The 26,378-nt window shown below is 40.2% G+C and carries 21 protein-coding genes and 1 pseudogene; 16 read left to right on the top strand and 6 right to left on the bottom strand.

All coding sequences use genetic code 11. The features are described 5' to 3' along the window. Positions 1 to 41: 41 nt before the first annotated feature. Positions 42 to 1,148 carry a phosphoribosylaminoimidazolesuccinocarboxamide synthase gene (locus Q0Y52_RS04390; RefSeq protein ID WP_297818494.1) on the top strand — a complete coding sequence of 369 codons (1,107 nt, stop codon included), beginning with the start codon at positions 42 to 44 and terminating at the stop codon, positions 1,146 to 1,148. 44 nt (positions 1,149 to 1,192) lie between these two features. Here Q0Y52_RS04390 and yfaE read toward each other — a convergent pair whose 3' ends face one another. The 5 genes and pseudogenes from yfaE to ubiG all read right to left on the bottom strand — a co-directional run bounded on the left by yfaE (position 1,193) and on the right by ubiG (position 7,033). Beyond that, positions 1,193 to 1,462: a class I ribonucleotide reductase maintenance protein YfaE gene (gene yfaE, locus Q0Y52_RS04385; RefSeq protein WP_297818491.1), complete on the bottom strand. Its 270-nt coding sequence runs from the start codon at positions 1,460 to 1,462 to the stop codon at positions 1,193 to 1,195. Positions 1,463 to 1,704: 242 nt separating this feature from the next. After that, positions 1,705 to 2,836, bottom strand: a pseudogene (gene nrdB, locus Q0Y52_RS04380) (class Ia ribonucleoside-diphosphate reductase subunit beta). Positions 2,837 to 2,902: 66 nt separating this feature from the next. Then, the gene (gene nrdA, locus Q0Y52_RS04375) at positions 2,903 to 5,218 is read right to left on the bottom strand and encodes a class 1a ribonucleoside-diphosphate reductase subunit alpha (protein ID WP_297818488.1); all 2,316 of its coding nucleotides are present in this window, start codon (positions 5,216 to 5,218) and stop codon (positions 2,903 to 2,905) included. Between the two features lie 441 nt (positions 5,219 to 5,659). After that, positions 5,660 to 6,316 carry an HAD-IA family hydrolase gene (locus Q0Y52_RS04370; protein ID WP_297818485.1) on the bottom strand — a complete coding sequence of 219 codons (657 nt, stop codon included), beginning with the start codon at positions 6,314 to 6,316 and terminating at the stop codon, positions 5,660 to 5,662. After that, a complete protein-coding gene (ubiG, locus tag Q0Y52_RS04365; RefSeq protein ID WP_297818482.1) occupies positions 6,317 to 7,033 on the bottom strand; it encodes a bifunctional 2-polyprenyl-6-hydroxyphenol methylase/3-demethylubiquinol 3-O-methyltransferase UbiG in 717 nt (238 codons plus the stop codon). A 285-nt stretch (positions 7,034 to 7,318) separates the two neighbouring features. Here ubiG and gyrA point away from each other — a divergent pair, with 285 nt between their 5' ends. From gyrA to pyrF, 9 genes are all read left to right on the top strand, one after another. Beyond that, entirely contained in the window at positions 7,319 to 10,030 is a 2,712-nt protein-coding gene (gene gyrA, locus Q0Y52_RS04360) for a DNA topoisomerase (ATP-hydrolyzing) subunit A (RefSeq protein WP_297818479.1), read from the top strand. A gap of 117 nt (positions 10,031 to 10,147) precedes the next feature. Continuing rightward, positions 10,148 to 11,233 carry a 3-phosphoserine/phosphohydroxythreonine transaminase gene (gene serC, locus Q0Y52_RS04355; RefSeq protein ID WP_297818476.1) on the top strand — a complete coding sequence of 362 codons (1,086 nt, stop codon included), beginning with the start codon at positions 10,148 to 10,150 and terminating at the stop codon, positions 11,231 to 11,233. Then, on the top strand, positions 11,233 to 12,513 hold the full coding sequence (gene aroA / locus Q0Y52_RS04350) for a 3-phosphoshikimate 1-carboxyvinyltransferase (protein WP_297818473.1): 1,281 nt from the start codon (positions 11,233 to 11,235) through the stop codon (positions 12,511 to 12,513). Before serC ends, aroA begins: the two co-directional genes overlap by 1 nt. Positions 12,514 to 12,658: 145 nt before the next feature. Further along, positions 12,659 to 13,357 carry a (d)CMP kinase gene (cmk, locus tag Q0Y52_RS04345; RefSeq protein ID WP_297818470.1) on the top strand — a complete coding sequence of 233 codons (699 nt, stop codon included), beginning with the start codon at positions 12,659 to 12,661 and terminating at the stop codon, positions 13,355 to 13,357. A gap of 100 nt (positions 13,358 to 13,457) precedes the next feature. Further along, on the top strand, positions 13,458 to 15,128 hold the full coding sequence (rpsA, locus tag Q0Y52_RS04340; RefSeq protein WP_297818589.1) for a 30S ribosomal protein S1: 1,671 nt from the start codon (positions 13,458 to 13,460) through the stop codon (positions 15,126 to 15,128). Positions 15,129 to 15,242: 114 nt separating this feature from the next. Then, a complete protein-coding gene (ihfB, locus tag Q0Y52_RS04335) occupies positions 15,243 to 15,533 on the top strand; it encodes an integration host factor subunit beta (RefSeq protein ID WP_297818467.1) in 291 nt (96 codons plus the stop codon). 173 nt (positions 15,534 to 15,706) lie between these two features. Continuing rightward, positions 15,707 to 15,979: a LapA family protein gene (locus Q0Y52_RS04330; RefSeq protein ID WP_297818463.1), complete on the top strand. Its 273-nt coding sequence runs from the start codon at positions 15,707 to 15,709 to the stop codon at positions 15,977 to 15,979. Beyond that, positions 15,979 to 17,148 (top strand): lipopolysaccharide assembly protein LapB, encoded by a 1,170-nt coding sequence (lapB, locus tag Q0Y52_RS04325; protein WP_297818460.1) that lies wholly within the window; start codon positions 15,979 to 15,981, stop codon positions 17,146 to 17,148. Before Q0Y52_RS04330 ends, lapB begins: the two co-directional genes overlap by 1 nt. 4 nt (positions 17,149 to 17,152) lie before the next feature. Beyond that, entirely contained in the window at positions 17,153 to 17,890 is a 738-nt protein-coding gene (gene pyrF, locus Q0Y52_RS04320; protein WP_297818586.1) for an orotidine-5'-phosphate decarboxylase, read from the top strand. 13 nt (positions 17,891 to 17,903) lie between these two features. Here pyrF and ald read toward each other — a convergent pair whose 3' ends face one another. After that, positions 17,904 to 19,037 carry an alanine dehydrogenase gene (gene ald, locus Q0Y52_RS04315; protein ID WP_297818457.1) on the bottom strand — a complete coding sequence of 378 codons (1,134 nt, stop codon included), beginning with the start codon at positions 19,035 to 19,037 and terminating at the stop codon, positions 17,904 to 17,906. Positions 19,038 to 19,164: 127 nt separating this feature from the next. On the opposite strand from ald, the gene lrp reads away from it, so the two are divergent. From lrp to serS, 6 genes are all read left to right on the top strand, one after another. Further along, positions 19,165 to 19,650, top strand: coding sequence for a leucine-responsive transcriptional regulator Lrp (gene lrp, locus Q0Y52_RS04310; protein WP_297818454.1), 486 nt, complete (start codon positions 19,165 to 19,167; stop codon positions 19,648 to 19,650). Between the two features lie 138 nt (positions 19,651 to 19,788). After that, positions 19,789 to 22,212, top strand: a complete 2,424-nt coding sequence (locus Q0Y52_RS19390; protein WP_366939238.1) for a DNA translocase FtsK 4TM domain-containing protein — start codon at positions 19,789 to 19,791, stop codon at positions 22,210 to 22,212. Between the two features lie 21 nt (positions 22,213 to 22,233). Next, positions 22,234 to 22,863 (top strand): outer membrane lipoprotein chaperone LolA, encoded by a 630-nt coding sequence (gene lolA / locus Q0Y52_RS04295; RefSeq protein WP_297818451.1) that lies wholly within the window; start codon positions 22,234 to 22,236, stop codon positions 22,861 to 22,863. A 2-nt stretch (positions 22,864 to 22,865) separates the two neighbouring features. After that, entirely contained in the window at positions 22,866 to 24,260 is a 1,395-nt protein-coding gene (locus tag Q0Y52_RS04290) for a replication-associated recombination protein A (protein ID WP_297818449.1), read from the top strand. Between the two features lies 1 nt (position 24,261). Then, on the top strand, positions 24,262 to 24,642 hold the full coding sequence (crcB, locus tag Q0Y52_RS04285) for a fluoride efflux transporter CrcB (RefSeq protein ID WP_297818446.1): 381 nt from the start codon (positions 24,262 to 24,264) through the stop codon (positions 24,640 to 24,642). Positions 24,643 to 24,652: 10 nt separating this feature from the next. Continuing rightward, positions 24,653 to 25,942, top strand: a complete 1,290-nt coding sequence (gene serS / locus Q0Y52_RS04280) for a serine--tRNA ligase (protein WP_297818444.1) — start codon at positions 24,653 to 24,655, stop codon at positions 25,940 to 25,942. The last annotated feature ends 436 nt before the right edge of the window (positions 25,943 to 26,378 follow it).

Genomic DNA, 26,378 nt, shown 5'->3' with positions numbered 1-26,378 from the left:
TAAAATTTTGTACATGCTTCAGATTAAGGAGTTGGCATAGTATGTCGATTGCGGATTCAATTTTATCGATTAACAATGACCTGCCTATTCGTACTGAACTGCCGGTGCACAGTGGTAAAGTGCGCTCTGTTTATTGGTTAACTAAGCAAGACAGCCGGCGCTTAATTGAAGAAAAAGCTTACCCTGTGCCATATGATACGCCATTAGCCATTATGGTTATTAGCGACCGTATCTCAGCCTTTGATTGTATTTGGAGCGGTGAAGGCGGTATGTTAGGTGTGCCTGGTAAAGGAGCGGCTTTAAATGCTATTTCTAATCACTGGTTCACGTTATTTAAGCAACAAGGCTTAGCAGACAGTCATATACTCGATATTCCACATCCTTTTGTATGGATAGTTCAAAAAGCGAAACCCGTGATGATTGAAGCGATTTGTCGCCAATATATTACTGGTTCAATGTGGCGCGCGTATGAAAAAGGTGAAAGAAAATTTTGTGGTATCCGGCTTGAAGAAGGTCTTAGTCAAGATTGTAAATTAGCTAGCTTACTCATGACACCCTCCACAAAAGGTATTTTAAAAGGGATACCTGATGTGCCTGAAGCTGATGATGTGAATATCACCCGTCAGAATATCCTCGATAATTATTCTGCGTTCAACTTTGAAAAACGCAGTGATATTTCTGTTTATGAAAAACTATTATCTGAGGGGTTCTCACTGATTAGTCAAGCTTTAGCTAAGTTGGGGCAAGTGTTTGTTGATACTAAGTTTGAGTTCGGTTATGTAAAAGGCTTAGATGGCAATAGCAAGTTGATTTACATGGATGAAGTCGGTACCCCAGATTCATCAAGAATTTGGGATGCACAGCAATATGAGCAGGGCACAGTAGTCGAAAACTCCAAAGAAGGATTTCGTCAGTTATTACTCAATCATTTCCCAGACTCAGATATTTTGTTAAATAAAGAACGTATGCCTGAGCGCCAATTATTAGCCAAAAATAATAGTCTGCCTGCTGAGGTATTGATGCAGGTTTCTAAGACATATATTGATATCGCAGAAAAAATAACGGGTAAACATCTAGTGTTGAGTGACAACCCAAAAGCTGAAATCATTCAGATTTTGCATGAGCACTATCAATTAGTTGACGAGTGATTTATTGACAACATTTTTTGAGTGGTTTGGAGTGCAACGTCAGCCTAGCCTAGTTCAACTTCAATATTACTAGTTGGAATACAGCAACAAGGTAATATCTCATCATCATCTATAAACGCCAGTGGATCCGTCGTGTATTTTACTTCCCCGCAAATGAGTTTGCTTCTGCAGGCGCCACAAAAACCCTCACGGCAATGGTATTGAATCTCAATCTCATGCTGTTCGAGTGTTTCAAGCAGGGTATTATTGGGTGGGTGTTGGACAGTTTTATGACCCTTTATCATCACCATGAAACTGTCACTGTTTTTACTCATCTGATTTAACCTAAATCTGCGGTTGGACAGGGGTTGAGGGGCTGGAAATAAACCTTGGCGCAATGCTTGAATTACAATAATTGGTTATTCCTCTTATACAATTCGCAACGTGGCAGCGATTTTCAAACAGCCACAGTGTCTTTAGCACTTTCACCGCTGTGATGGGCCACGAAATAACATTTATGTTTATATTATTCAGTGTGTAAAACGTCACTTCTAGCGGTTAACTCCGGTTTCTAAGGTTATAAATCAAAGTCACCAAAATCTTCAGCACTGACTTCTGAGTCAATTTGGCCTACCAGGTAAGAGCTTATTTCAGACTCCTGAGGCGCCACTTGAACGTTGTCAGAACTTAAGTAGTTATTCATCCAAGGTAGTGGGTTATTCTTTATGTCAAAACGGCTGCCCTAAGCCTATGGCAGACATACGATGATTAGCAATAAACTCAACGTATTGACAAAGGATTTCTTTATTCAGTCCGATCATGGAGCCATGCTGAAATAAAAATACAGCCCATTCTTTTTCTTGCTCAACAGCATGAAGGAATATTTGTGTGGCTTCTTCCTTACATTCCTCAGCAATTTCGGCCATTTCCGGGTCATCTTTGCCTTTAGCCCAAAGGTTCAACACATGTTGAGTAGAGGTGAGATGTAAGTTTTCATCACGAGCAATCAAACGAATGATTTTCGAATTACCTTCCATCAATTCGCGCTCTGCAAAGGCAAAAGTACAAGCAAAAGACACATAAAAACGTATGGCTTCTAAAGCGTTGACTGAATTCATGCACAGATATAACTTTTTCTTAAGTTCACGCATTGTAATGACATGAGTCTCACCTTTAATGGTGTGTGTCCCTTCACCTAAAGTTTGCCACAGTTGGGTGGCGAAAATGAGGTCGTCATAATATTTTGATATATCTGCAGCACGTTTCTTTATTTCTTCATTTTCAACAATATCGTCAAAAATGCTACTGGGATCACCAAACAGGTTCCGTAAAATATGGGTATATGAGCGAGAGTGAATAGTTTCAAAAAATGACCATGTTTCTACCCATGTTTCTAATTCTGGTATAGAAATAATGGGCAAAAAAGCGATGTTAGGACTTCTACCTTGAATTGAATCAAGCAATGTTTGATATTTCAGGTTAGAGATAAAAATATGCTTTTCTGAGTCACTTAGCTTTTGAAAATCGACTCTGTCTTTACTTACATCAACTTCTTCAGGGCGCCAAAAAAAGCTAATTTGTTTTTCAATCAACTTTTCAAAAATTGTATGCTTTTGTTGGTCATAACGCGCCACATTGACTGGGTTTCCAAAAAACATTGGCTCTGTCAAAGGGTTATTATTTATTTGATTAAAAGTTGTATATTTCATTAATTATTGTTGCCATTAAAAATTCAAACCACTCAGAAAAAAGCTGCTAATGCAGCTTACTGAAATCTATATTTTACAAGCGCCACCTGCGCAATCATCATCTTCTTCTATTACCACTTCTTTAGGCACAAACTCTTGGTTAGACAGTTCTTGTTGAGTAGGGTCGTCTGCTCCGTCACGAGTATTATGGTAGTACAGCGTTTTAATTCCAAGTTTGTAGGTGGTCAACAAGTCTTGAATCAGTAACTTCATAGGCACTTTGCCACCTTCGTAATTATTTGGGTCGTAACTGGTGTTAGCAGATATGGTTTGGTCAACAAATTTTTGCATAATCCCAGCCAGCTGCAAGTAACCATCGTTTGATGGTAAGTCCCATAACAACTCGTATTTGCCCTTAAGTCTTTCGTATTCAGGTACAACTTGTTTTAACACGCCATCCTTGCTGGACTTTATACTGATATGACCCCGAGGAGGTTCAATTCCATTTGTCGCATTTGATATTTGCGACGATGTTTCTGAGGGCATCAAGGCCGACAGTGTGCTGTTGCGTAAACCATATTGTTTAATATCGGCTCTGAGTGAATTCCAGTCACAATGCAGCGGCTCGTCACAAATTTTATCAAGCTCCTTTTTATAAGTATCAATTGGCATTAGGCCTTGGAAATAAGTGGTTTCGTCGAATTTAGGACAAGCCCCTTTTTCTTTGGCTAAATTACAAGACGCTTGCATCAAATGATATTGCATGGATTCGAAAGTTCTATGTACTAAGCCATTAGCACTACCGTCTGAATATTTCACACCATTTTTAGCGAGATAATAAGCAAAATTAATGACACCTATACCTAATGTGCGCCGACCCATTGTGGCGTTTAACGCTGCAGGAACAGGGTAATCTTGGTAATCCAGTAAATTATCGAGTGCACGTACCGCTAAATCAGACAGCTCAGCAAACTCGTCTATACTTTCGATTGCACCTAAGTTAAACGCTGACAAGGTACATAGAGCAATTTCGCCATTCTCATCATTCACATGCTCCAAAGGTTTAGTCGGTAAGGCGATTTCTAAACATAAATTGCTTTGACGAACCGGAGCCAAGTTAGGGTTGAATGGGCTGTGAGTATTGCAGTGATCAACATTCTGCAAATAAATACGTCCAGTACTGGCCCGCTCTTGCATAAATATGCTGAATAACTCAATGGCTTTGATGTGTTTTTTACGGATGCTTTCATCATTTTCGTACTGTGCATATAAACGTTCGAATTCATCTTGGTCAGCAAAGAAAGCGTCGTAAAGTCCTGGCGTATCTGAAGGGCTAAACAGGGTAATGTGCTGATCTTTGATTAAGCGGGTATACATAAGCTTATTAAACTGCACACCATAGTCCAGATGTCGTACACGGTTTTCTTCAACGCCTCGATTATTTTTCAAGACCAAAAGTGATTCGACTTCTAGATGCCACAAGGGATAAAACAATGTTGCAGCGCCACCACGCACCCCCCCTTGAGAACAACTTTTTACCGCTGTTTGGAAATGCTTGTAAAAAGGAATACAACCTGTATGAAAGGCTTCGCCACCACGGATCGGGCTACCTAATGCTCGAATACGCCCCGCATTAACACCAATTCCCGCACGTTGGCTAACATATTTTACTATGGCGCTGGCTGTGGCATTAATTGAGTCTAGACTGTCACCGGCTTCGATTAACACACACGAACTAAATTGACGTGTAGGGGTTCTGACGCCAGCCATAATTGGTGTGGGTAACGAAATTTTGAACTTAGACGTCGCATCATAAAAACGTTTGATGTAATCCATACGCGTGTTTTTTTCATGTTTAGCAAATAAACAAGCCGCCACTAATATGTAAAGAAACTGCGCACTTTCGTAAATTTCGCCAGTTACACGGTTTTGAACTAAGTACTTTCCTTCAAGTTGTTTAACTGCAGCATAACTGAAATTCATATCACGCCAATGGTCAAGGTAGTTATCCATTTCATCGAATTCGGCGGGGCTGTAATCTTGCAGTAAATGCTTATCGTACTTGCCTTTATCAACCATATTCTTAACATGGTCTTTTAAAACAGGTGGTTCAAAACGACCATAGGATTTCTTGCGTAAATGAAATATGGCTAATCGCGCAGCTAAATATTGATAGTCCGGGCAATCTGTTGAAATAAGGTCGGCAGCAGAACGAATGAGAGTTTCGTGGATATCGGCGGTTTTAATACCATCATAGAACTGAATGTGTGCTTTTATTTCTACTTGCGAAACGGAAACGTTATTTAATCCTTTAGCTGCCCATTCGATTACTTTGTGGATTTTATCCAAGTCTATAATTTCGCGTTCGCCAGTACGTTTGGTGACGTATAAATTGTTATTCATGTTTTCAGCCGTTTCTTTATTTTCTTAAGTCAAATAGATAACTTTTACTTAGCACAAAATGCATCTTTGGAGTTGCTTACCCCTGTGCCTTTAATTATTTGTTAATTCTAACAAGTATTTGCTGTTCTTAAATTTGTTATTCAGTTGCATTCTCATAATCAACACAACACAAGATAGTGAGGTTTTTGATCCATTGCAACCCAACATATAGTGTTTTTGTGTGCGGTCTTGGTGCAGTAACAAAAAGTTAGTAGTGACTCACCTAAAACCGCCTTTTGAGTTTCGGTTAATCGAAATGCAAGAAGAAAATAACGATATTTTTTTATTAAACTTTTTTAATGTAAAAAAACAATGGTTATCATTTATCGATATAAAGGGGTAAAAATAGACAGTAAGCACTAGATGTCGTGTTTTCTTATAAAATAGCGTTATTTTGTTGGCTTAAAAATAACCTAATAATTCTCCGGGGCTATCAATACTAAGGTCCGCATTCCAGCTTTTAGTTTGTTGTATATCAGAGATATAACCATATTGTGCAATCACACTAAACATATTCGCAGAATTAGCCGCCTGAATATCTCGCTTAGCATCTCCTATGTACCATGTATTAGGTAATGCGAGTTCAAGTTTTTCTTCGGCATGCAACAAAGGCAATGGGTGGGGTTTTCTCTCGCTTAAAGTATCACCACTTATAATTACCCCACAGTTTTGTAGAAGGGGGAATGAGGTGATTAACTGCAACGTTAAAAATTCTGGTTTGTTAGTAACTATGCCCCATGGAACTTTATTTTGATTCAGTGCCAACAATAAACTTTCAACACCAACAAAATATTCAGTCTCTACACATATATTATTTTCATAATAATCTAAAAATTGTTGCCGCAAGCCAGCAAAATCATAATCTTTTAGATCTTCCCCAAAACCTAATTCAAGCATACCTTTGGCCCCATCAGAGGCTATGTTACGGTAAATTTTATAATCCACAGTTGGGCGTTTTAGACCTACCAATATTTGATTTAAAGCATTTCCTAAGTCTCTTGCTGTATCTAGTAGTGTGCCATCAAGGTCAAATAAAATTGCATTTGGTTTTTTTAACATCTAAACATCACTATTTCGACAATGAAGGATATAGTTCACATCAACATTTTGATTCGACAAATAATATTCTTGGCTAATGGGGTTCATATGCAAACCGATGATCCTTTGCACCGAAAGTTGTGTGTCATCTATCCAAGACATTAATTCTGAAGGTTTAATAAACTTGTCGTGTTGGTGAGTGCCTTTTGGTACTAGACCTAACACATACTCAGCGCCCACTACCGCCATCAAGTAAGATTTAATATTTCGGTTCAAGGTAGAAAAAAACACATGTCCACCGGGCTTCACTAATCGATAACATGCTTGAACCACAGAGCTGGGGTCAGGGACATGTTCTAGCATCTCCATACAGGTTACCACATCAAATCTAGCTGGATATTTTTCGGCAAATTCCTCGGCTGTAGTCTGCTGATAGTCTGCAATTAAACCTGATTCCAATCCGTGTAAACGGGCGATTTCTAGGGGGGCTTCACCCATGTCAATGCCCGTTACTTGCGCACCATGACGTGCCATGCTTTCTGCCAGAATACCACCACCACATCCTACATCTAATACTTTTTTTTCTGATAAACCGTCACAATGTTGTTGAATATAATCTGTTCTTAAAGGATTGATTTGATGCAAAGGTTTGAACTCACCAGCAAGATCCCACCATCTTGAAGCTAACTCAGAAAACTTTTGTATTTCGTTATGATCCACATTTTGTTTATTTTGCATATTTCACATTTGACCTGATTATCAATTTTATCTTAGTTAATACCATCTTAATCTACTACTTGGGCAAATAAAATCGCATGTTTGTTAATTTTCTACATGTTTGATTACTACAGGCGTGACTTCTTTCTATTCATTTTAATTCGTAGATGATAAGATCAGTCGGTTGAAAATAAAGATAAATTTAGGTGAAAACGTAAACCTAATTTTGAGTTCTAGCTTGAAATTGACCATACGAATTTCACTTAACTAGTATTCTAATAATAACGACTAGGGACAAGGCTGTATATGACTGAACACGCCCATGAAATTCTTCCAATTAATATAGAAGAAGAACTTAAAAATTCTTATCTCGACTATGCGATGAGTGTTATTGTTGGCAGGGCGCTGCCTGATGTTCGAGATGGATTAAAGCCGGTTCATCGCCGGATTTTATTCGCCATGAACGAATTGAAAAACGATTTTAATAAACCTTATAAAAAATCTGCCCGTGTGGTCGGTGACGTAATAGGTAAATATCACCCTCATGGTGATTCAGCTGTTTATGAAGCTATTGTACGTATGGCTCAGCCTTTCTCCCTTAGGTATATGTTAGTTGATGGTCAAGGTAACTTTGGTTCGGTCGACGGTGATTCAGCGGCGGCTATGCGTTACACCGAAATTCGTATGTCAAAAATTGCCCACGAATTATTGGCTGATTTAGAAAAAGAAACTGTTGATTTTGTACCCAATTATGACGAGTCGGAATTTATTCCTAACGTTTTACCAACCAGAGTACCTAATTTGTTGATTAATGGTTCTTCTGGGATTGCAGTAGGTATGGCGACCAATATACCGCCACATAACCTCACTGAAGTGGTGAATGGTTGTATCGCGATGGTTGATAATCCTGACATCACTATCGAAGAATTAATTGAACGCATTCCAGGTCCTGATTTCCCCACTGCCGCATTTATTAGTGGTAGAAAGGGCATTGAAGAAGCCTATCGTACAGGTCGCGGCAAAATTTATATGCGTGCTCGTGCTGAAATTGAAACTGAAGACAACGGTAAAGAAACCATCATTGTTCACGAAATTCCTTATCAGGTGAACAAAGCGCGTTTGATTGAAAAAATCGCTGACCTGGTTAAAGATAAAAAAATTGAAGGCATTTCTGCCCTGCGTGACGAGTCTGATAAAGACGGTATGCGCATTGTTGTTGAAGTGAAACGCAATGAATCTGCAGAAGTACTACTAAACCACCTTTACTCTCAAACTCAAATGCAAACTGTGTTTGGTATCAATATGGTGGCACTAGATAAGACCCAGCCTAAAATTTTCAATCTTATGGATATCCTCAAGGCGTTTATATTACATCGCCGCGAGGTCGTCACGCGGCGTTCAGTCTTCGAACTGAAAAAGGCGCGGGAACGTGCTCATATCCTTGAAGGCTTAGCCATAGCACTGGTTAATATCGACCCTATCATTGCGATGATTAAAGCGTCTAAAAGCCCAGCTGAGGCCAAAGTATCTTTGACCGCACAAGGTTGGTCTTTGGGTGATGTAGCTGAAATGCTGGAACGTTCAGGTAACGATGCAGCACGGCCTGATTGGTTAGAACCAGAGTTTGGCATTCGTGATGGGTTATATTATTTAACTGAACAACAAGCTCAAGCCATCCTTGATTTACGTTTGAATAAGCTAACTGGTTTGGAACATGACAAAATATTGTCTGAATACAAAGAGTTACTTGATTTCATTGCCGAGTTGTTACACATATTAAACAGCCCCAAACGTTTGATGGAGATTATTCGTGAAGAGCTTGAAGCTATTCGTGATGAATATGGTGATGCTCGTCGTACTGTGATCACCGCAGCGTCTCACGATATCGATATTGAAGATTTGATTGAGCGAGAAGAAGTCGTAGTGACCTTATCTCATGAAGGCTATGTCAAATATCAAAAGTTAAATGATTATGAATCACAACGCCGTGGTGGCCGTGGTAAATCAGCTACTAAAATGAAAAATGAAGATTTCATAGAAAAGTTACTCGTAGCCAACACCCATGATCATATTTTATGCTTCTCAACTCGAGGCCGTTTGTACTGGTTGAAAGTATATCAATTACCGCTTGCCAGCAGAAATGCTCGTGGCCGACCAATCATCAATATTCTTCCACTTGAAGAAAATGAACGCATCACCGCTATATTACCTATTCAAGAATTTGAAGAAGGTAAATATGTATTAATGGCAACCGCTAACGGTACAGTGAAGAAAACTGCGTTAACTTCTTATTCTCGTCCAAGAGCTAACGGCATTATTGCGGTCAACTTGAATGAAGGCGATGAGTTAATTGGTGTTGATATTACTCATGGGAATGACGATATTATGTTGTTCTCAGACGCGGGTAAAGTCGTACGTTTTAATGAGAAACAACGTGAGGCTGACACCGGAAATGTCAAACTTGATCCAGAAACGGGTGAAGAGCTGCTGGCATTACGTCCTATGGGCCGAACCGCCACAGGTGTGCGGGGCATTCGCTTAAAAGATGGTCAAAAAGTGATTTCGCTGATTGTCCCTAAAGGTGATGGGGCTATTTTGACTGCCACTGAAAATGGCTTCGGTAAGCGTACCCCAGTTTCTGATTACCCTGCTAAGAGTCGAGCCACACAAGGCGTAGTATCTATCAAAGTATCTGAGCGAAACGGTAAGGTAGTCGGCGCAGTCCAGGTCAACGATAGCGATGAGATTATGCTTATCAGTGACCAAGGCACACTCGTTAGAACACGTGTTGAAGAAGTGTCGACTGTTGGCCGTAATACTCAAGGTGTGCGTTTAATACGTACCATTGAAGGTGAACACGTTGTTGGCTTGCAGCGAATCGACGAAATCGAAGAGCTGGAAATTGAGTTAGTCGAAGGCGAAGAAGTTGAAGTCATTGGGGCCGTTGCTGAGCAAAGCATGGATGACGTTATTGATAACAGCTCGGATGACACCATCCAAGATAACGAAGACGAATAAGAGAGTCCTATTTTTTATATTGAAAGATATGGAAACTGACTGATTTATAGGTATTAATATCGATAAATTAGAAACAATAACGAGTGGCTAATGCCGCTCGTTTTTTTTGGTAACAAAATGACAAAAATTTACAACTTTTCTGCTGGTCCAGCTATGTTACCTGCACCTGTGATGCAAAAAGCGCAATCAGAGTTTTTAGATTGGCAATCCATGGGCCGTTCTGTGATGGAAATTAGTCATCGCAGTCAGGAATATATTGCAGTAGCTGAAACGGCAGAACAGGACTTAAGAGAACTTCTCACAGTACCTGATAACTATAAAGTATTGTTCGCACAGGGAGGAGGAAGAGGGCAGTTCTCTGCCTTACCAATGAATTTGAAAATGAGAGCCGATTCCGCCGAATTTTTACTAACTGGCTCTTGGTCTGTAGGTGCGTTAAAAGAAGCCAGTAAATTTTTGAAAACAAACGTTGTGGGCGAAATAGTTATGCAAGATGGTTTGAGCACTGTCCCAAGTATTACTGCAGCTCAAGTTGATCAAAAAAGTGCTTATTTCCATTATTGTTCAAATGAAACAGTCGATGGAATAGAGATCAATAACATACCAGATTCTGGCGACGTGCCATTGGTAGTGGATATGTCGTCTAATATTTTATCAAGACCAATAGATGTCTCTCGGTTTGGAGTGATTTATGCTGGTGCACAGAAAAACATCGGGCCCTCGGGGTTATCGGTAGTGATTGTCAGGGATGATCTGTTAAATTTTGCGATGCCTGAAACGCCCACTTTTTTGCATTATAAAACCATGGCTGATTTCGGATCCATGTACAATACACCACCTACTTATTCATGGTATTTAGCTGGTTTGGTATTTAAGTGGCTCAAAGAACAAGGAGGTGTTGAAAGTATTGCCCAGACAAATGCTCAAAAAGCAGCACTGTTATATGATTGTATTGATGAAAATGGGTTTTATCTAAATAAAGTTCACCCTGATTTTCGTTCAAAAATGAATGTAACCTTTCATCTTACTAATACAAATCTTGATACCACTTTTATTAAAGAATCAGAACAAGCAGGATTAACCGCACTCAAAGGCCACCGTAATGTGGGTGGCATGCGTGCTAGTATTTATAATGCTATGCCTATTGAAGGTGTACACGCGCTAACTAAATTTATGCGAGATTTCGCTAGGAGACACAAATAATGGAGCAATTACATCTTTCGCCCATTGGTAAAGTGGACGGAACAGTAAATGTGCCGGGTTCAAAAAGTTTGTCTAACCGTGCGTTACTGCTTGCAGCACTTGCCAATGGTGAAACGCATTTAACTAACTTGTTAGACAGCGAAGACATTCATCATATGCTGAATGCATTAACTAAATTGAATATTAGTTATCGGTTATCTGAATGTAAAACCCAGTGTTGGGTAACGGGTAACGCCGGTGTGTTTAAAGTGTCAAAACCGGTAACGTTATTTTTGGGTAATGCAGGTACGGCTATGCGACCGTTATGTGCTGCACTGGCCTGCAGCCATGGAGAATTTGAGTTGACAGGTGAGCCTCGAATGGAAGAACGACCCATAGGTGCCCTAGTCGATTCTTTGCTCCAAGCAGGGGCTAAGATAGATTATTTAAAGAATGTTAATTACCCACCTTTATTAATTAAAGGCCATGCACTGAAAGGTGGAAGCGTTACGGTGGATGGTAGTGTATCTAGTCAATTTCTTACGGCTTTGCTAATGAGCGCTCCTTTATTTGAGCAAGATACCACTATTGTTATTATCGGTGATTTGGTCTCTAAGCCTTATATCGATATTACACTGCACACTATGGCGCAATTTGGTATTGATGTTGAAAATCAAAATTACCAACAATTTAAAGTCAAAGGGCAGCAGCAATACCAATCGCCTGGACATTTTATGGTGGAAGGTGATGCTTCATCTGCTTCTTATTTTCTTGCTGCTGGTGCGATTAAAGGAGGCACAGTAAGGGTGACGGGTATTGGTAAAAATAGTATTCAAGGTGATATTCATTTTGCCAGAGTACTTGAAAAAATGGGCGCGAAAGTGATTTGGCAAGATGAATTTATTGAAGTTTCAAGTGCACCATTAAAAGCCGTAGATTTGGATATGAATCATATCCCTGATGCGGCCATGACCATCGCTACTACTGCGCTTTTTGCTACTGGTACCACATCAATCAGAAACATCTACAACTGGCGAGTAAAAGAAACAGATCGCTTAGCAGCAATGAGCTGTGAGCTGAGAAAAGTGGGGGCGATAGTGGAAGAAGGCGAAGATTTTATATCCATTACACCACCTCAAAAGCTAATACATGCAGAAATTGATACTTACAACGATCACCGAGTGGCCATGTGTTTTTCGCTTGTTGCGTTAAGTGATACTGCAGTGACGATCAATGACCCTAAATGTACAGCAAAAACTTTTCCTGATTATTTCGACAGATTTGCGACTATTTGCAAGTAGACCTTTCGGGCAAGGGACTATTGCCTTTAATACTACTGTTTTAGGGTGAATAAATTTAATGTTAAAAATTGTGACCTCAGTGTCATTGCTTATCTAGTATCTATCCGTATAATTGCGCCCGATTTTCTTATGCTCAGGAGAGCACATGTACACAGAATCTGTCATAACTATAGACGGTCCAAGCGGAGCAGGTAAAGGAACAGCCAGTAATTTGTTAGCAAAAAAATTGGGTTGGCACTTTTTAGACAGTGGAGCCATTTATCGCGTTTTGGCTGTTGCTTCACTGCATCATCAAATTCCAGCGGAAGACGAGTCAGGTCTGTTACCTTTAGCGTCAGGTTTAGATGTAAGCTTTGAAACGACAGAACATGGTGTAAGAGTCATATTGGAAGGTGAAGATGTTAGCGATACTATCCGCACAGAAGAGGTAGGCGCCACTGCATCAAAAATAGCAGCATTACCTTCAATTCGCGAAGCTTTACTGAGACGCCAAAGAGGTTTTAAACAGGCACCAGGTTTAGTGGCTGACGGGCGGGATATGGGCACAGTAGTTTTCCCTGAAGCTGAGGTGAAAATATTCCTAACTGCCAGCGCCGAGGAACGCGCCGATAGGCGCTTTAAGCAGTTGAAAGATAAGGGGCATGATGTTAGTATGCTGCGCCTTTTAGCTGACATAAAGGCACGTGACGACAGAGACGCAAATCGAACTGTTGCCCCTTTATTACCAGCGAGAGACGCATTGGTTCTTGATTCAACTTTGTTGAGTATAGAGCAAGTGATTGAAAAAATTGAAATGTTTATTGAAGAGAAATTAACTAAAGCATCTACTTCAGTAAATAGTTAAGTAGTAAAAGCCTGCCAAATTAGGAAGATTTGGTTATGAATAACAACCCCGCGCTCACTGGATTGTAACGTGGATGTCAAAAAGAAATTTATTAAACACTATGATTGAAAATTTTGCTGATCTATTTGAAGAAAGTTTAAAAGTAATTGAAACCCGTCCAGGCTCTATCGTTAAAGGTACTATCGTATCAATTGATAAAGATATCGTGCTTGTTGATGCTGGTCTTAAATCTGAAAGCGCCATCCCTGTAGAACAATTTAGAAACGCCGAAGGCGAGCTTGATGTTGTTGTAGGTGATGTAATTGATGTTGCTTTGGATGCCATAGAAGATGGTTTCGGTGAAACAATTTTATCTCGCGAAAAAGCGAAACGCCATGAAGCTTGGGTAGAATTAGAAAAAGCTTACACTGAAAAAGAAACCATCATAGGTGTTATTAACGGTAAAGTTAAAGGTGGCTTCACGGTTGAAGTGAACACAGTTCGTGCTTTCTTACCAGGTTCTTTGGTTGATGTACGTCCCGTTCGTGATACCACTCATCTTGAAGGCAAAGAATTAGAATTTAAAGTTATCAAACTTGACGCAAAACGTAATAACGTTGTTGTTTCTCGTCGTGCTGTCATCGAGGCAGAAAGCAGTGCAGAGCGTGATACGCTTCTTGCTAACCTTGAAGAAGGTCATGAAGTTAAAGGTATCGTTAAGAACCTCACTGATTACGGTGCGTTTGTTGACTTAGGTGGTGTAGATGGTCTTCTACACATCACAGATATGGCTTGGAAACGTGTTAAGCACCCAAGTGAAATCGTTAATGTTGGTGATGAAATCAACGTTAAAGTATTGAAATTCGACAAAGAAAAATCTCGTGTTTCTCTTGGTATGAAGCAGATGGGCAACGATCCTTGGCAAGAAATTGCTAACCGTTACCCTGAAGGCGCTAAATTAAGCGGCGCAGTGACTAACTTAACTGATTACGGTTGTTTCGTAGAAATCGAAGACGGCGTTGAAGGTTTGGTTCATGTTTCAGAAATGGATTGGACTAATAAAAACATCCACCCATCTAAAGTGGTTAACCTTGGCGATGTTTGTGAAGTTATGGTGCTTGAAATTGACGAAGAACGTCGTCGTATTTCTCTTGGCCTTAAACAATGTATACCCAACCCTTGGGAAGAATTTGCTAAAGCACAAAGTAAAGGCGATAAAGTTAGCGGTAAGATAAAATCTATCACTGATTTTGGTATCTTCATCGGTCTTGATGGCGGCATAGACGGCCTAGTTCACTTATCTGATATTTCTTGGAATAAGACGGGTGAAGAAGCGGTTAGTGATTATAAGAAAGGCGACGAAATATCTGCTGTTGTTCTTCAGGTTGATCCAGAGCGTGAGCGTATCTCTCTTGGTGTTAAACAAATCGAAGAAGACCCTTTCAATCAGTACATCACTGACACTAAGAAAGGTACTATCGTAACTGGAATGGTGACTGCAGTTGACGCTAAAGGCGTAACCGTTAAGCTTGGTGACGAAGTTGAAGGTTACATCCGCATAGCTGACTTAGCACGTGACCGTGTTGAAGATGCATCTACAGTAGTCAGTGTTGATACTGAAATCGAAGCCAAGTTTATGGGCGTTGATCGTAAGAATCGCATCGTTAACTTATCCGTCAAAGCGAAAGACCATGCAGATGAGAAAGACGCGCTAGATAAAGTGAATCAACAAGAAGATGTTGGTTTCACTAATGCTTTTGCTGATGCATTTAAAGCCGCTAAAAGCGACTAATTGACGTCATATGCAGGCGTGTTAATTATTTTTTCAAATTAATAATTTTGACAATTAAATTAACGCGCTTATTATCGGTATATACAATTTTTTGAATGACAGAGAGTTTAATTTATGACTAAGTCAGAACTGATAGAAAGATTGGCCGATAAAATGCGTCAGGTTCCTTCCAAGGACGTGGAGTTATCGATAAAAGAAATGCTAGAACAGATGGCGCAAACTTTACAAAAAGGTGAGCGCATCGAGATTAGAGGTTTTGGTAGTTTTTCTCTACATTATCGAGCACCACGAGTTGGTCGTAATCCTAAAACGGGTGAAACTGTGAAATTAGACGGTAAGTACGTTCCACATTTCAAACCGGGCAAAGAATTACGAGAAAGAGTCAACGAGATTCTTGTTAGTTAATCTTTTAGAAATATTTTTAAAAACGGCACTCCAATTAGGGTGCCGTTTTTGTTAGAGTTAATATAACATTCTACTACTTCATCATGTAGACATACATTGAACAATGAAAGCAGCAGTCAAAACTATGCTAACAAGCAATATCATTTTACATTAGCTAACCCAAAGGGGACGAAATGAGAGTTAAAGGATTATTGTTACTACTGTTTGTATTGTTAATGCTCGTTGTTGCTGGATTTATCGGTTCACAGAACAGTCAGCTAGTACCAATTAACTATATACTTGCTGAGACAGAAATGCGTATGTCAGTATTATTAGCTGTAACATTTTCTATAGGGGTTTCATTCTCTGTGTTGCTGTTTATTGGTTATATTTTACGATTAAAGTGGCGTATTAGTAGCTTAGAACGTAAAAACAAAAAACTCTCACTGCCTACTAACGTTATATAATGTTAGAACTCCTGTTTTTATTATTACCAGTTGCTGCCGGATATGGTTGGGTGATGGGGCGTAACAGTGTCCGTCAAGCGCATCAAAGACATTCAAGTATACTGGCCAAACACTATTACAGAGGCTTAAACTTTCTACTTTCTGATGAGCCTGATAAAGCTGTTGATACACTGATTAAAATGATTGATTTGGACAGTGACACAGTTGAAACCCATATTGCTATGGGTAAATTTTTCAGACATAGAGGTGAGCTTGACCGAGCCATCAGGGTGCATCAGAACTTAGTCAGTAAAGAACAAATTTTAGCACTTCAACGTGAGGCTGCTTTATATGAATTGGGCCGAGACTATATCTTGGCTGGCTTTTTAGAGCGTGCTGAAAATGCTTTCTTACAGTTATTGAATAGCCAAAAACATTTTCTCAATGCACAAATCCAATTATTCAATATTTATCAAACTACCAAAGAATGGCCAAGAGCCATTGAGTTGGCAGAAAAAATGCTTGGTGCGGGTGGAGACAGTGATGAGTTATGCACTCGGGTAGCGCATTTTTATTGCGAACAGGCCAGTATTGAGATAAAAAACGATCACCTAATCGAAGCAGAAATGAGCCTCAAAAAGGCAATTACTACAGATATAAAAGCTGTCCGTCCTTGGTTGCTGTTAGGTGAAATTGCCATGCAGCAACAAAAATATGATGATGCTATTGATTGTTTGAGCCAAATTCCTAGTCGTGATGTGAGTTGGTTAAGTGAGGCAGTACCCTTAATCGAGGAGTGTGCAGAGCAACTGAATGACCACATAAAACTGGATAAAGTATTAGATGAATACTGGCAGCAATGTGCTACAGCCTACCTGGCTAAAGTAAAACTTATGGCAAAAGACGGCGAAGCAGAAAAGGCAGCGCAAGTGTTGTTAGAGCAATTGAAAAAACATCCCACTATGAAAGGTTTTAAAACATTAATGGGCTTGTACATAGACCTACAAGATCATGAGCAATCCACTAATAGTTTGTTATTACTCAAAGAGTTAGTAGAAGAACAAATAAACCAACGACCTAAATATAAATGTCATAGTTGTGGGTTTGCTGGGAGTAAAATTCACTGGTTATGCCCATCATGTAAAAAATGGGGAATGGTTAAACCAATTAAAGGCTTAGACGGAGAGTAGTTTGATAAATAAGACTTTGATAAATAAGAGCGTGGTAAATATTCAAACAGATCCAAAAGTTGTTGTGGCACTTGATTTTGATCAAAAAATCAAAGCTGAGGCTTTTGTTGATAAACTTGATCCAAAATTGTGCAGGCTAAAAGTGGGCAAAGAGATGTTCACTCACTTCGGCCCTAGTTTTGTATCAAGCCTTGTTGCAAAAAACTACGATGTTTTTCTAGACTTAAAATTTCACGATATTCCTAATACTGTTGCTAAGGCTTGCCAAGCTGCTGCTGACTTAGGAGTGTGGATGGTCAACGTGCATGCCACTGGTGGCCCTAAAATGATGGAATATGCCAGAAAAAGTCTAGATAAGTATGCCGCTAATAGGCCTCTTTTGATTGCGGTTACCGTGTTGACGAGTATGGATCAACAGCAATTAACCGCTATTGGTATTGATTCCACACCTGAGCAACAGGTATTGAAATTGGCTCATCTAACTCACAACTGCGGTTTAGATGGGGTAGTGTGTTCGGCGAAAGAGTCGAGTGTACTTAAATCCAGTATAGCCAACGATTTTAAATTAGTGACACCGGGTATTCGTCCTGAAGGCTCAGCGAAAGGTGATCAAATACGAGTGATGACACCTAAACAAGCTATTCATGCGGGTTCAGACTATTTAGTGATAGGTCGACCGATTACCCAATCAGTCGACCCACTTAATACGTTAATAGATATAAACCGTTCTATTTTGTTATAGCGTACTCAGTCTATTATAACGTTTCTAAAGCAGTTTTAGCATCCATATACTCAAGGCCAAGTTCTTGGCCTAAGGCGTCAACGACCGCTTTATACGTCACTTTACCTTGATGCACATTTAGACCATTCATCAAGTGTGGATCATCTAACATAGCCTGTTTAGGGCCTTTATTGGCTAGGGCTAGACCAAAAGGTAGCGTGGCGTTATTAAGCGCCATAGTTGATGTACGTGCTACACCGCCTGGCATATTGGCAACACAATAATGAACCACTTCATCTATGATATAAACTGGATCCTGATGAGTGGTGGCTTGTGATGTTTCAAAACATCCACCTTGATCAATAGCCACATCAACAACTACTGAGCCTGGTTTCATGTTTTTGATATGTTCTCGATTGAGCAGCTTAGGTGCTGCAGCACCGGGAACTAATACCGCGCCGATCACTAAGTCTGCTCTAGAAGAATAGTATTCAATGGCTTCTGCGGTTGAAAATACGGTTGCTAGTCTGCCTTCAAAAATATCATCTAATTCACGTAAACGATTAAGCGATCTGTCTAATATAGTCACATCAGCACCTATGCCCATTGCCATTTTAGCCGCGTTTAACCCTACGACACCACCACCAATAACGACTACTTTACCTGGAGCAACACCAGGTACCCCACCTAATAAAGTACCACTTCCTCCTTGTGCCTTTTCCAAGTAATGTGCACCAGCTTGAACTGACATTCTTCCGGCTACTTCACTCATAGGTGCCAAAAGCGGTAAGGTATGTCTATTATCCGTTACGGTTTCATAAGCAATACAAGTTGCGCCAGATTTAACTAATAACTGAGTTTGAACTGGATCTGGCGCTAAATGCAAATAGGTATACAAGGTTTGACCCGGACGTAACATTTTACATTCATTTGGTTGGGGCTCTTTTACCTTTACGATCATATCAGCTTTGGCGAAAATCATTTCTGCTTTCTCAATGATCTTAGCGCCTGCCACGATATATTGTTCGTCAGTGAAACCAATTGAATGTCCCGCCAGAGTTTCTACCCATACTGCGTGTGAATGATTGACAAACTCTTTTACCGCAGCTGGGGTTAAGCCCACTCTATATTCATGGTTTTTTATTTCTTTTGGTACACCGATTAACATGACTCACTCCAATTATAAGGATATTTTTCAATTCAAAATTATAAGTTAATATTTGAAGTAAGTTTTTTTGTATTAAGTCATTCAAAAGTATAATATTTCGCTAAATTGCAATTAAACGGAATATTCTATGTTAATAAAAACTCCTAAACATATTGATAGGATTGATAGAAATATTCTCATTGAGTTGCAAAAAAATGGAAAAATCACTAATTCTGAGCTTGCCAATAAAATTGGATTAAGCGCTAGCCCATGTTTAGAGAGAGTTAAGAGGCTGGAGTCTCAAGGATACATTACCGGTTATCATGCCAGAGTTGATCCATCATTGTTGGGTGCGGCCATGTTGGTTTTTGTGGAAATCACCTTAACTAAAACATCTGTTGATATATTCGAAGAATTTTCTACTGCGGTCCGTAAGCATGAGGATATTCAAGAGTGCCATCTGGTTTCAGGTAATTTTGATTTTTTATTAAAGGCACGTGTAGCCGATATGTCTAGTTATCGAAAGTTACTAGGTGACACTTTACTTCGTTTACCGGGAGTGAGTGAATCGCGGACTTATGTGGTTATGGAGGAGATAAAAGAGTCAACACAAGTTAAAATAAGCCTGAGATAAAATTTCTATCCCAGTATTGATTGATTTACGAGCATTAGGTACCAGCAAACTAGGATTTTTAGGACTGCACTGGTATCTTGTATACATGAATTTTAATAGGACCTAGCATCCTAGTTACTTATAACGATAATAAACACTATGGCGAGACTCACAGGCATTCAAAGAATTATGGAAGTAGGCATGATTATAAGTTGTGTCTTTGCGTTTTTTCTATTACTTGCCATGGCCTCTTTTCATCCTGCTGACCCTGGTTGGAGTCAAGCAGGATTACAAAGTGATGTTCATAATTGGGTGGGGCCAATAGGTGCTTGGTTTGCAGATATCTTATTTTTTATTCTGGGTTCTTTTGCTTATAGTTTGCCATTTTGTTGCGCATTTTTAGGTTGGTTTTTATTTCAACAAACCAAAACTTTATTAGAGATTGATTATTTGACCATTGGACTCAGACTGATAGGTATTATTTTACTGGTGTTAGGCACCACAGGTTTGTTAAGTCTTAATGTAGAAGATATCCATAATTACACTTCTGGCGGCATGGTAGGTGACGTGTTGAGTTCGTCATTGATACCCTACTTTAGTCTAGTAGGTACGACGCTGTTGTTATTATGCTTTTTTTGTACAGGTTTTACCCTTTTAAGTGGGGTTTCGTGGGTTGTAATTGTTGACAAAATTGGCGAGTGGGCGATACGTATCAGCAGTTTTATTTATCACACACCTGCTAAATTTAAAGAGTCTTCTAATCTGCTTTTAAGTTTCAAAAAGTCAGATCCTGAGCCAGCCGATCAAGAAAACGCTGGTAATGATTTTTGGGGTAGAGAGTCAAAAAATAATAGTTCTGAGTCACTAAACGACGAGCCATATCCAGCAGATATAGTTATTTCTCAAAGCATTATAGATGAAGCGCAGCCTATAAAGAAAAACCCACTGTCTATCAGCGAGTTAAAAAAGAAAATTAGTCTTTCTAGAAGTCCTTCTAAAGTAGAGCCCGTCATGACAGACGCCGAGCCAGAGTCAGAACCAGAACTAGAACCAGAAATGTTATCAGGGAATAGTGTTAACAACGAGCAAGGACCAATGCCGTCTTTTGATCTTCTTGAACGCGCGGATAAAATTAAAAACCCTATCACACCAGAAGAGTTAGAAATTGTTTCTCGTTTACTTGAAGCGAAGCTTGCTGATTTTAATATCGAGGCAAAAGTGGTTGGAGTGTATCCTGGTCCGGTCATAACACGCTTTGAAATGGATTTAGCTCCAGGGGTTAAAGTGAGTAAAATCACAACGTTATCAAAAGATTTGGCCCGCTCTATGTCTGCGATTTCGGTGCGCGTGGTAGAAGTTATCCCAGGTAAATCTGTTATTGGCTTGGAGTTGCCAAATAAAAAACGCGATATGGTGCGTTTAAGCGAAGTGATCAGCAATGATGTATTTCAGTCTTCCGAATCACCATTAACCATGGTATTAGGCGCGGATATTTCGGGGAAACCTGTGGTGGTCGATTTGGCAAAAATGCCCCACCTTTTAGTGGCGGGTACCACCGGATCGGGTAAATCTGTAGGTGTCAACGTGATGATCCTAAGCCTGTTATATAAATCCACGCCAGAAGATGTGCGCATGATCATGATCGACCCAAAGATGTTAGAATTATCGGTTTATGAAGGCATTCCTCATTTACTATCAGAAGTTGTCACTGATATGAAAGAAGCTGCCAACGCATTGCGTTGGTGTGTTGGAGAAATGGAACGCCGCTACAAATTGATGTCTTCCCTTGGTGTAAGAAATTTAAAAGGGTATAACACCAAAGTGCTGAATGCGATTGAAGCGGGCGAACCTATTCGTGACCCGTTGTGGAAGTTTGAAGAAAGTATGGAAACTGTTGCGCCTTTTTTAGAGAAACTGCCAGCCATAGTGGTTGTGGTTGATGAATTTGCCGACATGATGATGATTGTAGGCAAAAAAGTTGAAGAGTTAATTGCGCGTATTGCGCAAAAAGCGCGTGCTGCAGGTATTCACTTAGTGCTTGCAACTCAAAGACCTTCTGTTGACGTTATTACTGGTTTGATTAAAGCTAACATTCCTACTCGGATTGCCTTTCAGGTGTCCTCTAAAATTGATTCACGCACTATCCTCGATCAGGGAGGTGCAGAGGCCCTTTTAGGCGCTGGGGATATGTTGTATTTGCCACCCGGAACAGGTGTGCCGACACGAATTCATGGTGCATTTGTGGATGATCACGAAGTGCATGCTGTAGTAGCAGATTGGAAAAAACGTGGTGCACCGCAATACATAGACGAGATTTTAAACGGCGATGCTAACACAGACATTCTTTTACCGGGCGAACAGCCAGAAGACGCAGATCAAGAATACGATGTGTTTTACGATGAGGCCGTGGCTTTTGTGACTGAAAGCAGACGTGCTTCTGTATCAGGTGTGCAGCGAAAATTCAGAATTGGTTACAACCGCGCAGCGAGACTGGTGGAACAAATGGAACAAAGTGGCGTCGTAACTTCACCCGGGCATAATGGCAACCGTGAAGTACTAGCGGCGGCGGCCCCTAGAGATTAACCTTACAAGAATTTATAATAAATGAACAAGTTATACCGACTCAAACAGATGATTTTATTCATCACAGTCTCAATCAATAGTGTATTTGTCCTTGCAAGTGATTTGGATGCCAAACAGCAGCTAAAGAATAAACTGCTTAAGCTGGAAACCTATCAAGCTAATTTCACGCAAACAGTGGTTGATATTGAAAATACATTACTGCAACAATCCACGGGTAGGATCGTATTACAACAACCGAACAAGTTTTTCTGGGAGTTATTTGAACCAAACGAAAGTGTATTATTGGCTGATGGTGATAATATCTGGAATATTGACCCATTTTTAGAGCAAGTTGTCGTCAACAGTGCTGATATCGCCCTTGAAAACAATCCGTTAATTTTGTTAACCAATCCGGCGAGTAGCCAATGGCACGAGTTTGAAGTGAGGCATTCGAATAGCCAGTTTATCATTTCACCACGAAAGCTAAATGGCAGTATCGGGTCGTTACGTTTGGTGTTTAACAATGACACCTTAATTGAGCTTGAGACCCAAGATGGCCAGCAACAAAAGAGTTTGCTGTTGTTCTCCGATATAAAACAAAATCATTCATTACCTGCTGATACTTTTTTATTTGTCATGCCTGAAGGTTACGAGTTGGACGACCAGCGATAACCATGACCACAGAATTTGATTTCGCAGCCAGTAATAACGATTCAACTAGCGACAAAATTAGCGACACAATTAGTGACACTGTAGCTCAGTTCGCTCCTTTAGCCGCCCGTATGCGCCCTCAGGTGATTGAACAGTATTATGGTCAGCAACACATCATTGGTCCTGACAAACCATTAAGAGCCGCACTATTGCGTGGTCAATGCCATTCGATGATCTTGTGGGGGCCTCCCGGAACAGGGAAAACAACGTTAGCTGAGTTGGTAGCCAATCATTGCCAAGCCCATATTGAACGATTGTCAGCGGTAAGTAGTGGTGTTAAAGATATTCGTCAGGCGATAGACAATGCTAAACATTATGCGAGCCAGCATCGTCAGCGCACCATTTTGTTTGTAGACGAAGTTCACCGTTTTAATAAAAGCCAGCAAGATGCGTTTTTACCTTACATCGAAGACGGCACAGTGACGTTTATTGGTGCGACGACTGAAAATCCCTCTTTTGAACTCAATAATGCTTTGTTATCCAGAGCTAGAGTGTATGTTCTCAATAGCTTAAGTAAGAATGATCTTAGTGATGTCATTGCACAAGCGCTAACGGATAAAAAACGTGGTTTAGGGCTGACTGATATCATCTTAGACGACCATGCTAAGTCGATGTTGATTGATATGGCTGCGGGCGATGCAAGACGTCTGTTAAATTATTTAGAGCTAAGCGCTGATTTTTTGCCTGCAGATTCAGTCGACAAAAGACTCACTGTTGACATGGTAAAACTCGCCGTAGGAGAAAAAGTTGCGCAATATGATAAAAATGGCGATCAGTTTTATGATTTAATTTCAGCTTTTCACAAGTCTGTCCGAGGCTCTGCACCCGATGCTGCACTGTATTGGTACGCTCGTATGTTAGTCGCCGGATGCGACCCTTTATATGTCGCTAGACGTTTATTAGCGATTGCCACAGAAGATATCGGTAACGCTGATCCTAGAGCAATGCAAATATGCCTTAACGCATGGGATATATTTCAGCGGGTTGGTCCTGCTGAAGGAGAGCGGGCGATTGCACAAGCCACCCTCTATTGCGCAAGTGCGGCAAAAAGTAATGCTGTTTATTTAGCATTTAACACAGCCGTACAACACGCAAAAGACACTTCAGATAGCTCTGTACCAGGACATTTAAGAAATGCCCCCACTAGCTTGATGAAAGACTTGGGCTGCGGCAAAGAGTACCGTTATGCTCATAATGAGAACCATGCCTATGCGGCAGGAGAAAATTATTTTCCTGAAGGTTTACGTGATACTCAATATTATCAACCTAGCGATCGTGGCTTAGAAAAAAAACTACAAGAAAAATTAAAATTTTTAAAGGAGCTGGATTTGCAAAGTACACAGCAAAGGTATTCATAGAATGCACACAATGACTATCTATATTTTTATTGCGCTTGGAGGGGCGTTAGGCGCTTGTTTGCGTTATTTTCTGTCGCAACTGATGCTTCAATGGTTTGGTAAAGGCTTTCCTTTTGGTACACTTCTTGTCAACATTGTTGGTTCATTTTTTCTCGGGTTTTTATACTCATTACTGGAGCATGGTCAATTAGAGGCTGCCTTGTGGCGAACCACAATTGGAATTGGTTTTCTTGGTGCGCTTACTACATTTTCCACATTCTCAGTAGACACGTTAATGCTGTTTCAACAAGGCTTGTGGTTCAAAGCTGCACTTAACGTCACTTTAAATATATTATGTTGCCTTTTTGCAGCATGGTTAGGTACTCAATTAGTTAAAGGTTAGATAAAACAATATGTTAGATCCAAAATATTTACGTGGTGATATTCAACACACTGCAGAAAAACTAAAAAGAAGAGGGTTTGAATTAGACGTAAATACCTTTATTGAATTAGAAGAAAAGCGCAAGTCATTACAGATTAAAACCCAAGAATTACAAAACGCACGCAATGTGCGTTCTAAATCTATTGGTAAAGCTAAAGCTTTGGGCGAAGATATTCAGCCTCTATTGGCAGAAGTCGGAAAGCTGGGTGATGAATTAGATTCAGCAAAAGCTGAGTTGTCGGTGTTATTAGAAAAAATTGCTGCGCAGTCACACACTATCCCCAATTTACCTGACGACTCAGTGCCTTTAGGTGAAGATGAAAATGACAACCTTGAAATCAGTCGTTGGGGTACACCTCGTCAATTTGACTTTGCTATAAGAGACCATGTAGATATTGGTGCAGACCTCAGTAAAGGTGTGGATTTTGATGCGGGTTCAAAATTAGCGGGGGCACGTTTTGTGGTTATGCGTGGTCAAATTGCTCGTCTTAATCGTGCTATCGCCCAGTTTATGTTGGACTTACATACACAAGAACATGGCTACGAGGAAACCAACGTGCCGTTATTGGTCAACCATGAAAGCATGACAGGCACCGGCCAGTTCCCTAAGTTTGAAGGTGACTCTTTTCATACTAAACCTGCCACTGAAGAAGGGCAGGGTTTATCACTCATACCCACATCAGAAGTACCCTTAGCTAATATTGCTCGGGATGAAATATATAGAATGAAAGATTTACCTTTGAAAATGACGGCTTTTAGTCCTTGTTTTCGAAGTGAAGCGGGGTCTCATGGTCGTGATACCCGTGGACTGATCCGCTTACATCAGTTTGAGAAAGTGGAACTAGTGCAACTGGTAACACCAGATACTTCTTTTGACGCATTGGAAGAACTAACACAACATGCTGAAAAGGTGCTTCAATTACTTGAATTACCTTATCGTAAAATGTTGCTATGTACTGGCGACATGGGGTTCGGAGCGTGTAAAACATATGACTTAGAAGTGTGGTTACCTGCTCAAGATACCTATCGTGAAATTTCATCATGTTCAAATATGTTGGACTTCCAAGCCCGCAGGATGCAAGCCCGCTATCGTGAAGAGCAGGGTAACAAACCTGAACTATTGCATACCCTTAATGGTTCAGGTTTAGCCGTTGGAAGAACCCTCGTCGCTATTTTAGAGAACAATCAGCAAGTGGATGGCTCTGTAAGTATTCCTAAAGTATTACAGCCTTATATGAGTGGGTTGCAGAAAATTGGTTAGAGGGTTAGATTTTATTTGAGTTAGGAAAGGTGAGCTTCGGCTCACCTTTTTTGTTTTATATTCAATACTGTCGGGTTAATCGAACCTGCTCCTGCTTCCGCAAGTTCATGTGGATTTCAAGCTTTTAAAGCATATGCTTCGCATACTGTCATCCATGACATTTTTCAAACAAATCCCTTCGTCCAACCTACTTTTTTGCTACAGCCAAAAAAAGTAGGCAAAAAAGGCCGCTCGAGGGCAATGCTCTTCAACCAATTATTAGGCAAATTTAGCAGGTCGTTCGCACTTGCTCCCGGCAATAGCGAGCTCAATTTGCATCCCTGCAAATTGCCCTACTAAATTCAACTAATAATCGGCGAGCTTTAAGTCGAGGGTAAATCAAGAGCATCGGCGATGCCGACTAGGAGTTTTTGAGAAGCGGTCGTCAATAATTAGG

Origin of the sequence: uncultured Paraglaciecola sp., assembly GCF_943787955.1 — a bacterium.
GTDB lineage: Bacteria > Pseudomonadota > Gammaproteobacteria > Enterobacterales > Alteromonadaceae > Paraglaciecola.
The sequence above is the reverse complement of the archived record's forward strand: the minus strand, read 5'-3'. Positions and strand labels throughout refer to the sequence as shown.

What these genes read in the sequence shown, in the direction of transcription:
- Q0Y52_RS04390 (WP_297818494.1), top strand. Translation starts at nt 42, where the DNA reads ATGTCGATTGCGGATTCAATTTTATCGATTAACAATGACCTGCCTATT.
- yfaE (WP_297818491.1), bottom strand. Translation starts at nt 1,462, where the DNA reads ATGAGTAAAAACAGTGACAGTTTCATGGTGATGATAAAGGGTCATAAA.
- nrdA (WP_297818488.1), bottom strand. Translation starts at nt 5,218, where the DNA reads ATGAATAACAATTTATACGTCACCAAACGTACTGGCGAACGCGAAATT.
- Q0Y52_RS04370 (WP_297818485.1), bottom strand. Translation starts at nt 6,316, where the DNA reads ATGTTAAAAAAACCAAATGCAATTTTATTTGACCTTGATGGCACACTA.
- ubiG (WP_297818482.1), bottom strand. Translation starts at nt 7,033, where the DNA reads ATGCAAAATAAACAAAATGTGGATCATAACGAAATACAAAAGTTTTCT.
- gyrA (WP_297818479.1), top strand. Translation starts at nt 7,319, where the DNA reads ATGACTGAACACGCCCATGAAATTCTTCCAATTAATATAGAAGAAGAA.
- serC (WP_297818476.1), top strand. Translation starts at nt 10,148, where the DNA reads ATGACAAAAATTTACAACTTTTCTGCTGGTCCAGCTATGTTACCTGCA.
- aroA (WP_297818473.1), top strand. Translation starts at nt 11,233, where the DNA reads ATGGAGCAATTACATCTTTCGCCCATTGGTAAAGTGGACGGAACAGTA.
- cmk (WP_297818470.1), top strand. Translation starts at nt 12,659, where the DNA reads ATGTACACAGAATCTGTCATAACTATAGACGGTCCAAGCGGAGCAGGT.
- rpsA (WP_297818589.1), top strand. Translation starts at nt 13,458, where the DNA reads ATGATTGAAAATTTTGCTGATCTATTTGAAGAAAGTTTAAAAGTAATT.
- ihfB (WP_297818467.1), top strand. Translation starts at nt 15,243, where the DNA reads ATGACTAAGTCAGAACTGATAGAAAGATTGGCCGATAAAATGCGTCAG.
- Q0Y52_RS04330 (WP_297818463.1), top strand. Translation starts at nt 15,707, where the DNA reads ATGAGAGTTAAAGGATTATTGTTACTACTGTTTGTATTGTTAATGCTC.
- lapB (WP_297818460.1), top strand. Translation starts at nt 15,979, where the DNA reads ATGTTAGAACTCCTGTTTTTATTATTACCAGTTGCTGCCGGATATGGT.
- ald (WP_297818457.1), bottom strand. Translation starts at nt 19,037, where the DNA reads ATGTTAATCGGTGTACCAAAAGAAATAAAAAACCATGAATATAGAGTG.
- lrp (WP_297818454.1), top strand. Translation starts at nt 19,165, where the DNA reads ATGTTAATAAAAACTCCTAAACATATTGATAGGATTGATAGAAATATT.
- Q0Y52_RS19390 (WP_366939238.1), top strand. Translation starts at nt 19,789, where the DNA reads ATGGCGAGACTCACAGGCATTCAAAGAATTATGGAAGTAGGCATGATT.
- lolA (WP_297818451.1), top strand. Translation starts at nt 22,234, where the DNA reads ATGAACAAGTTATACCGACTCAAACAGATGATTTTATTCATCACAGTC.
- Q0Y52_RS04290 (WP_297818449.1), top strand. Translation starts at nt 22,866, where the DNA reads ATGACCACAGAATTTGATTTCGCAGCCAGTAATAACGATTCAACTAGC.
- crcB (WP_297818446.1), top strand. Translation starts at nt 24,262, where the DNA reads ATGCACACAATGACTATCTATATTTTTATTGCGCTTGGAGGGGCGTTA.
- serS (WP_297818444.1), top strand. Translation starts at nt 24,653, where the DNA reads ATGTTAGATCCAAAATATTTACGTGGTGATATTCAACACACTGCAGAA.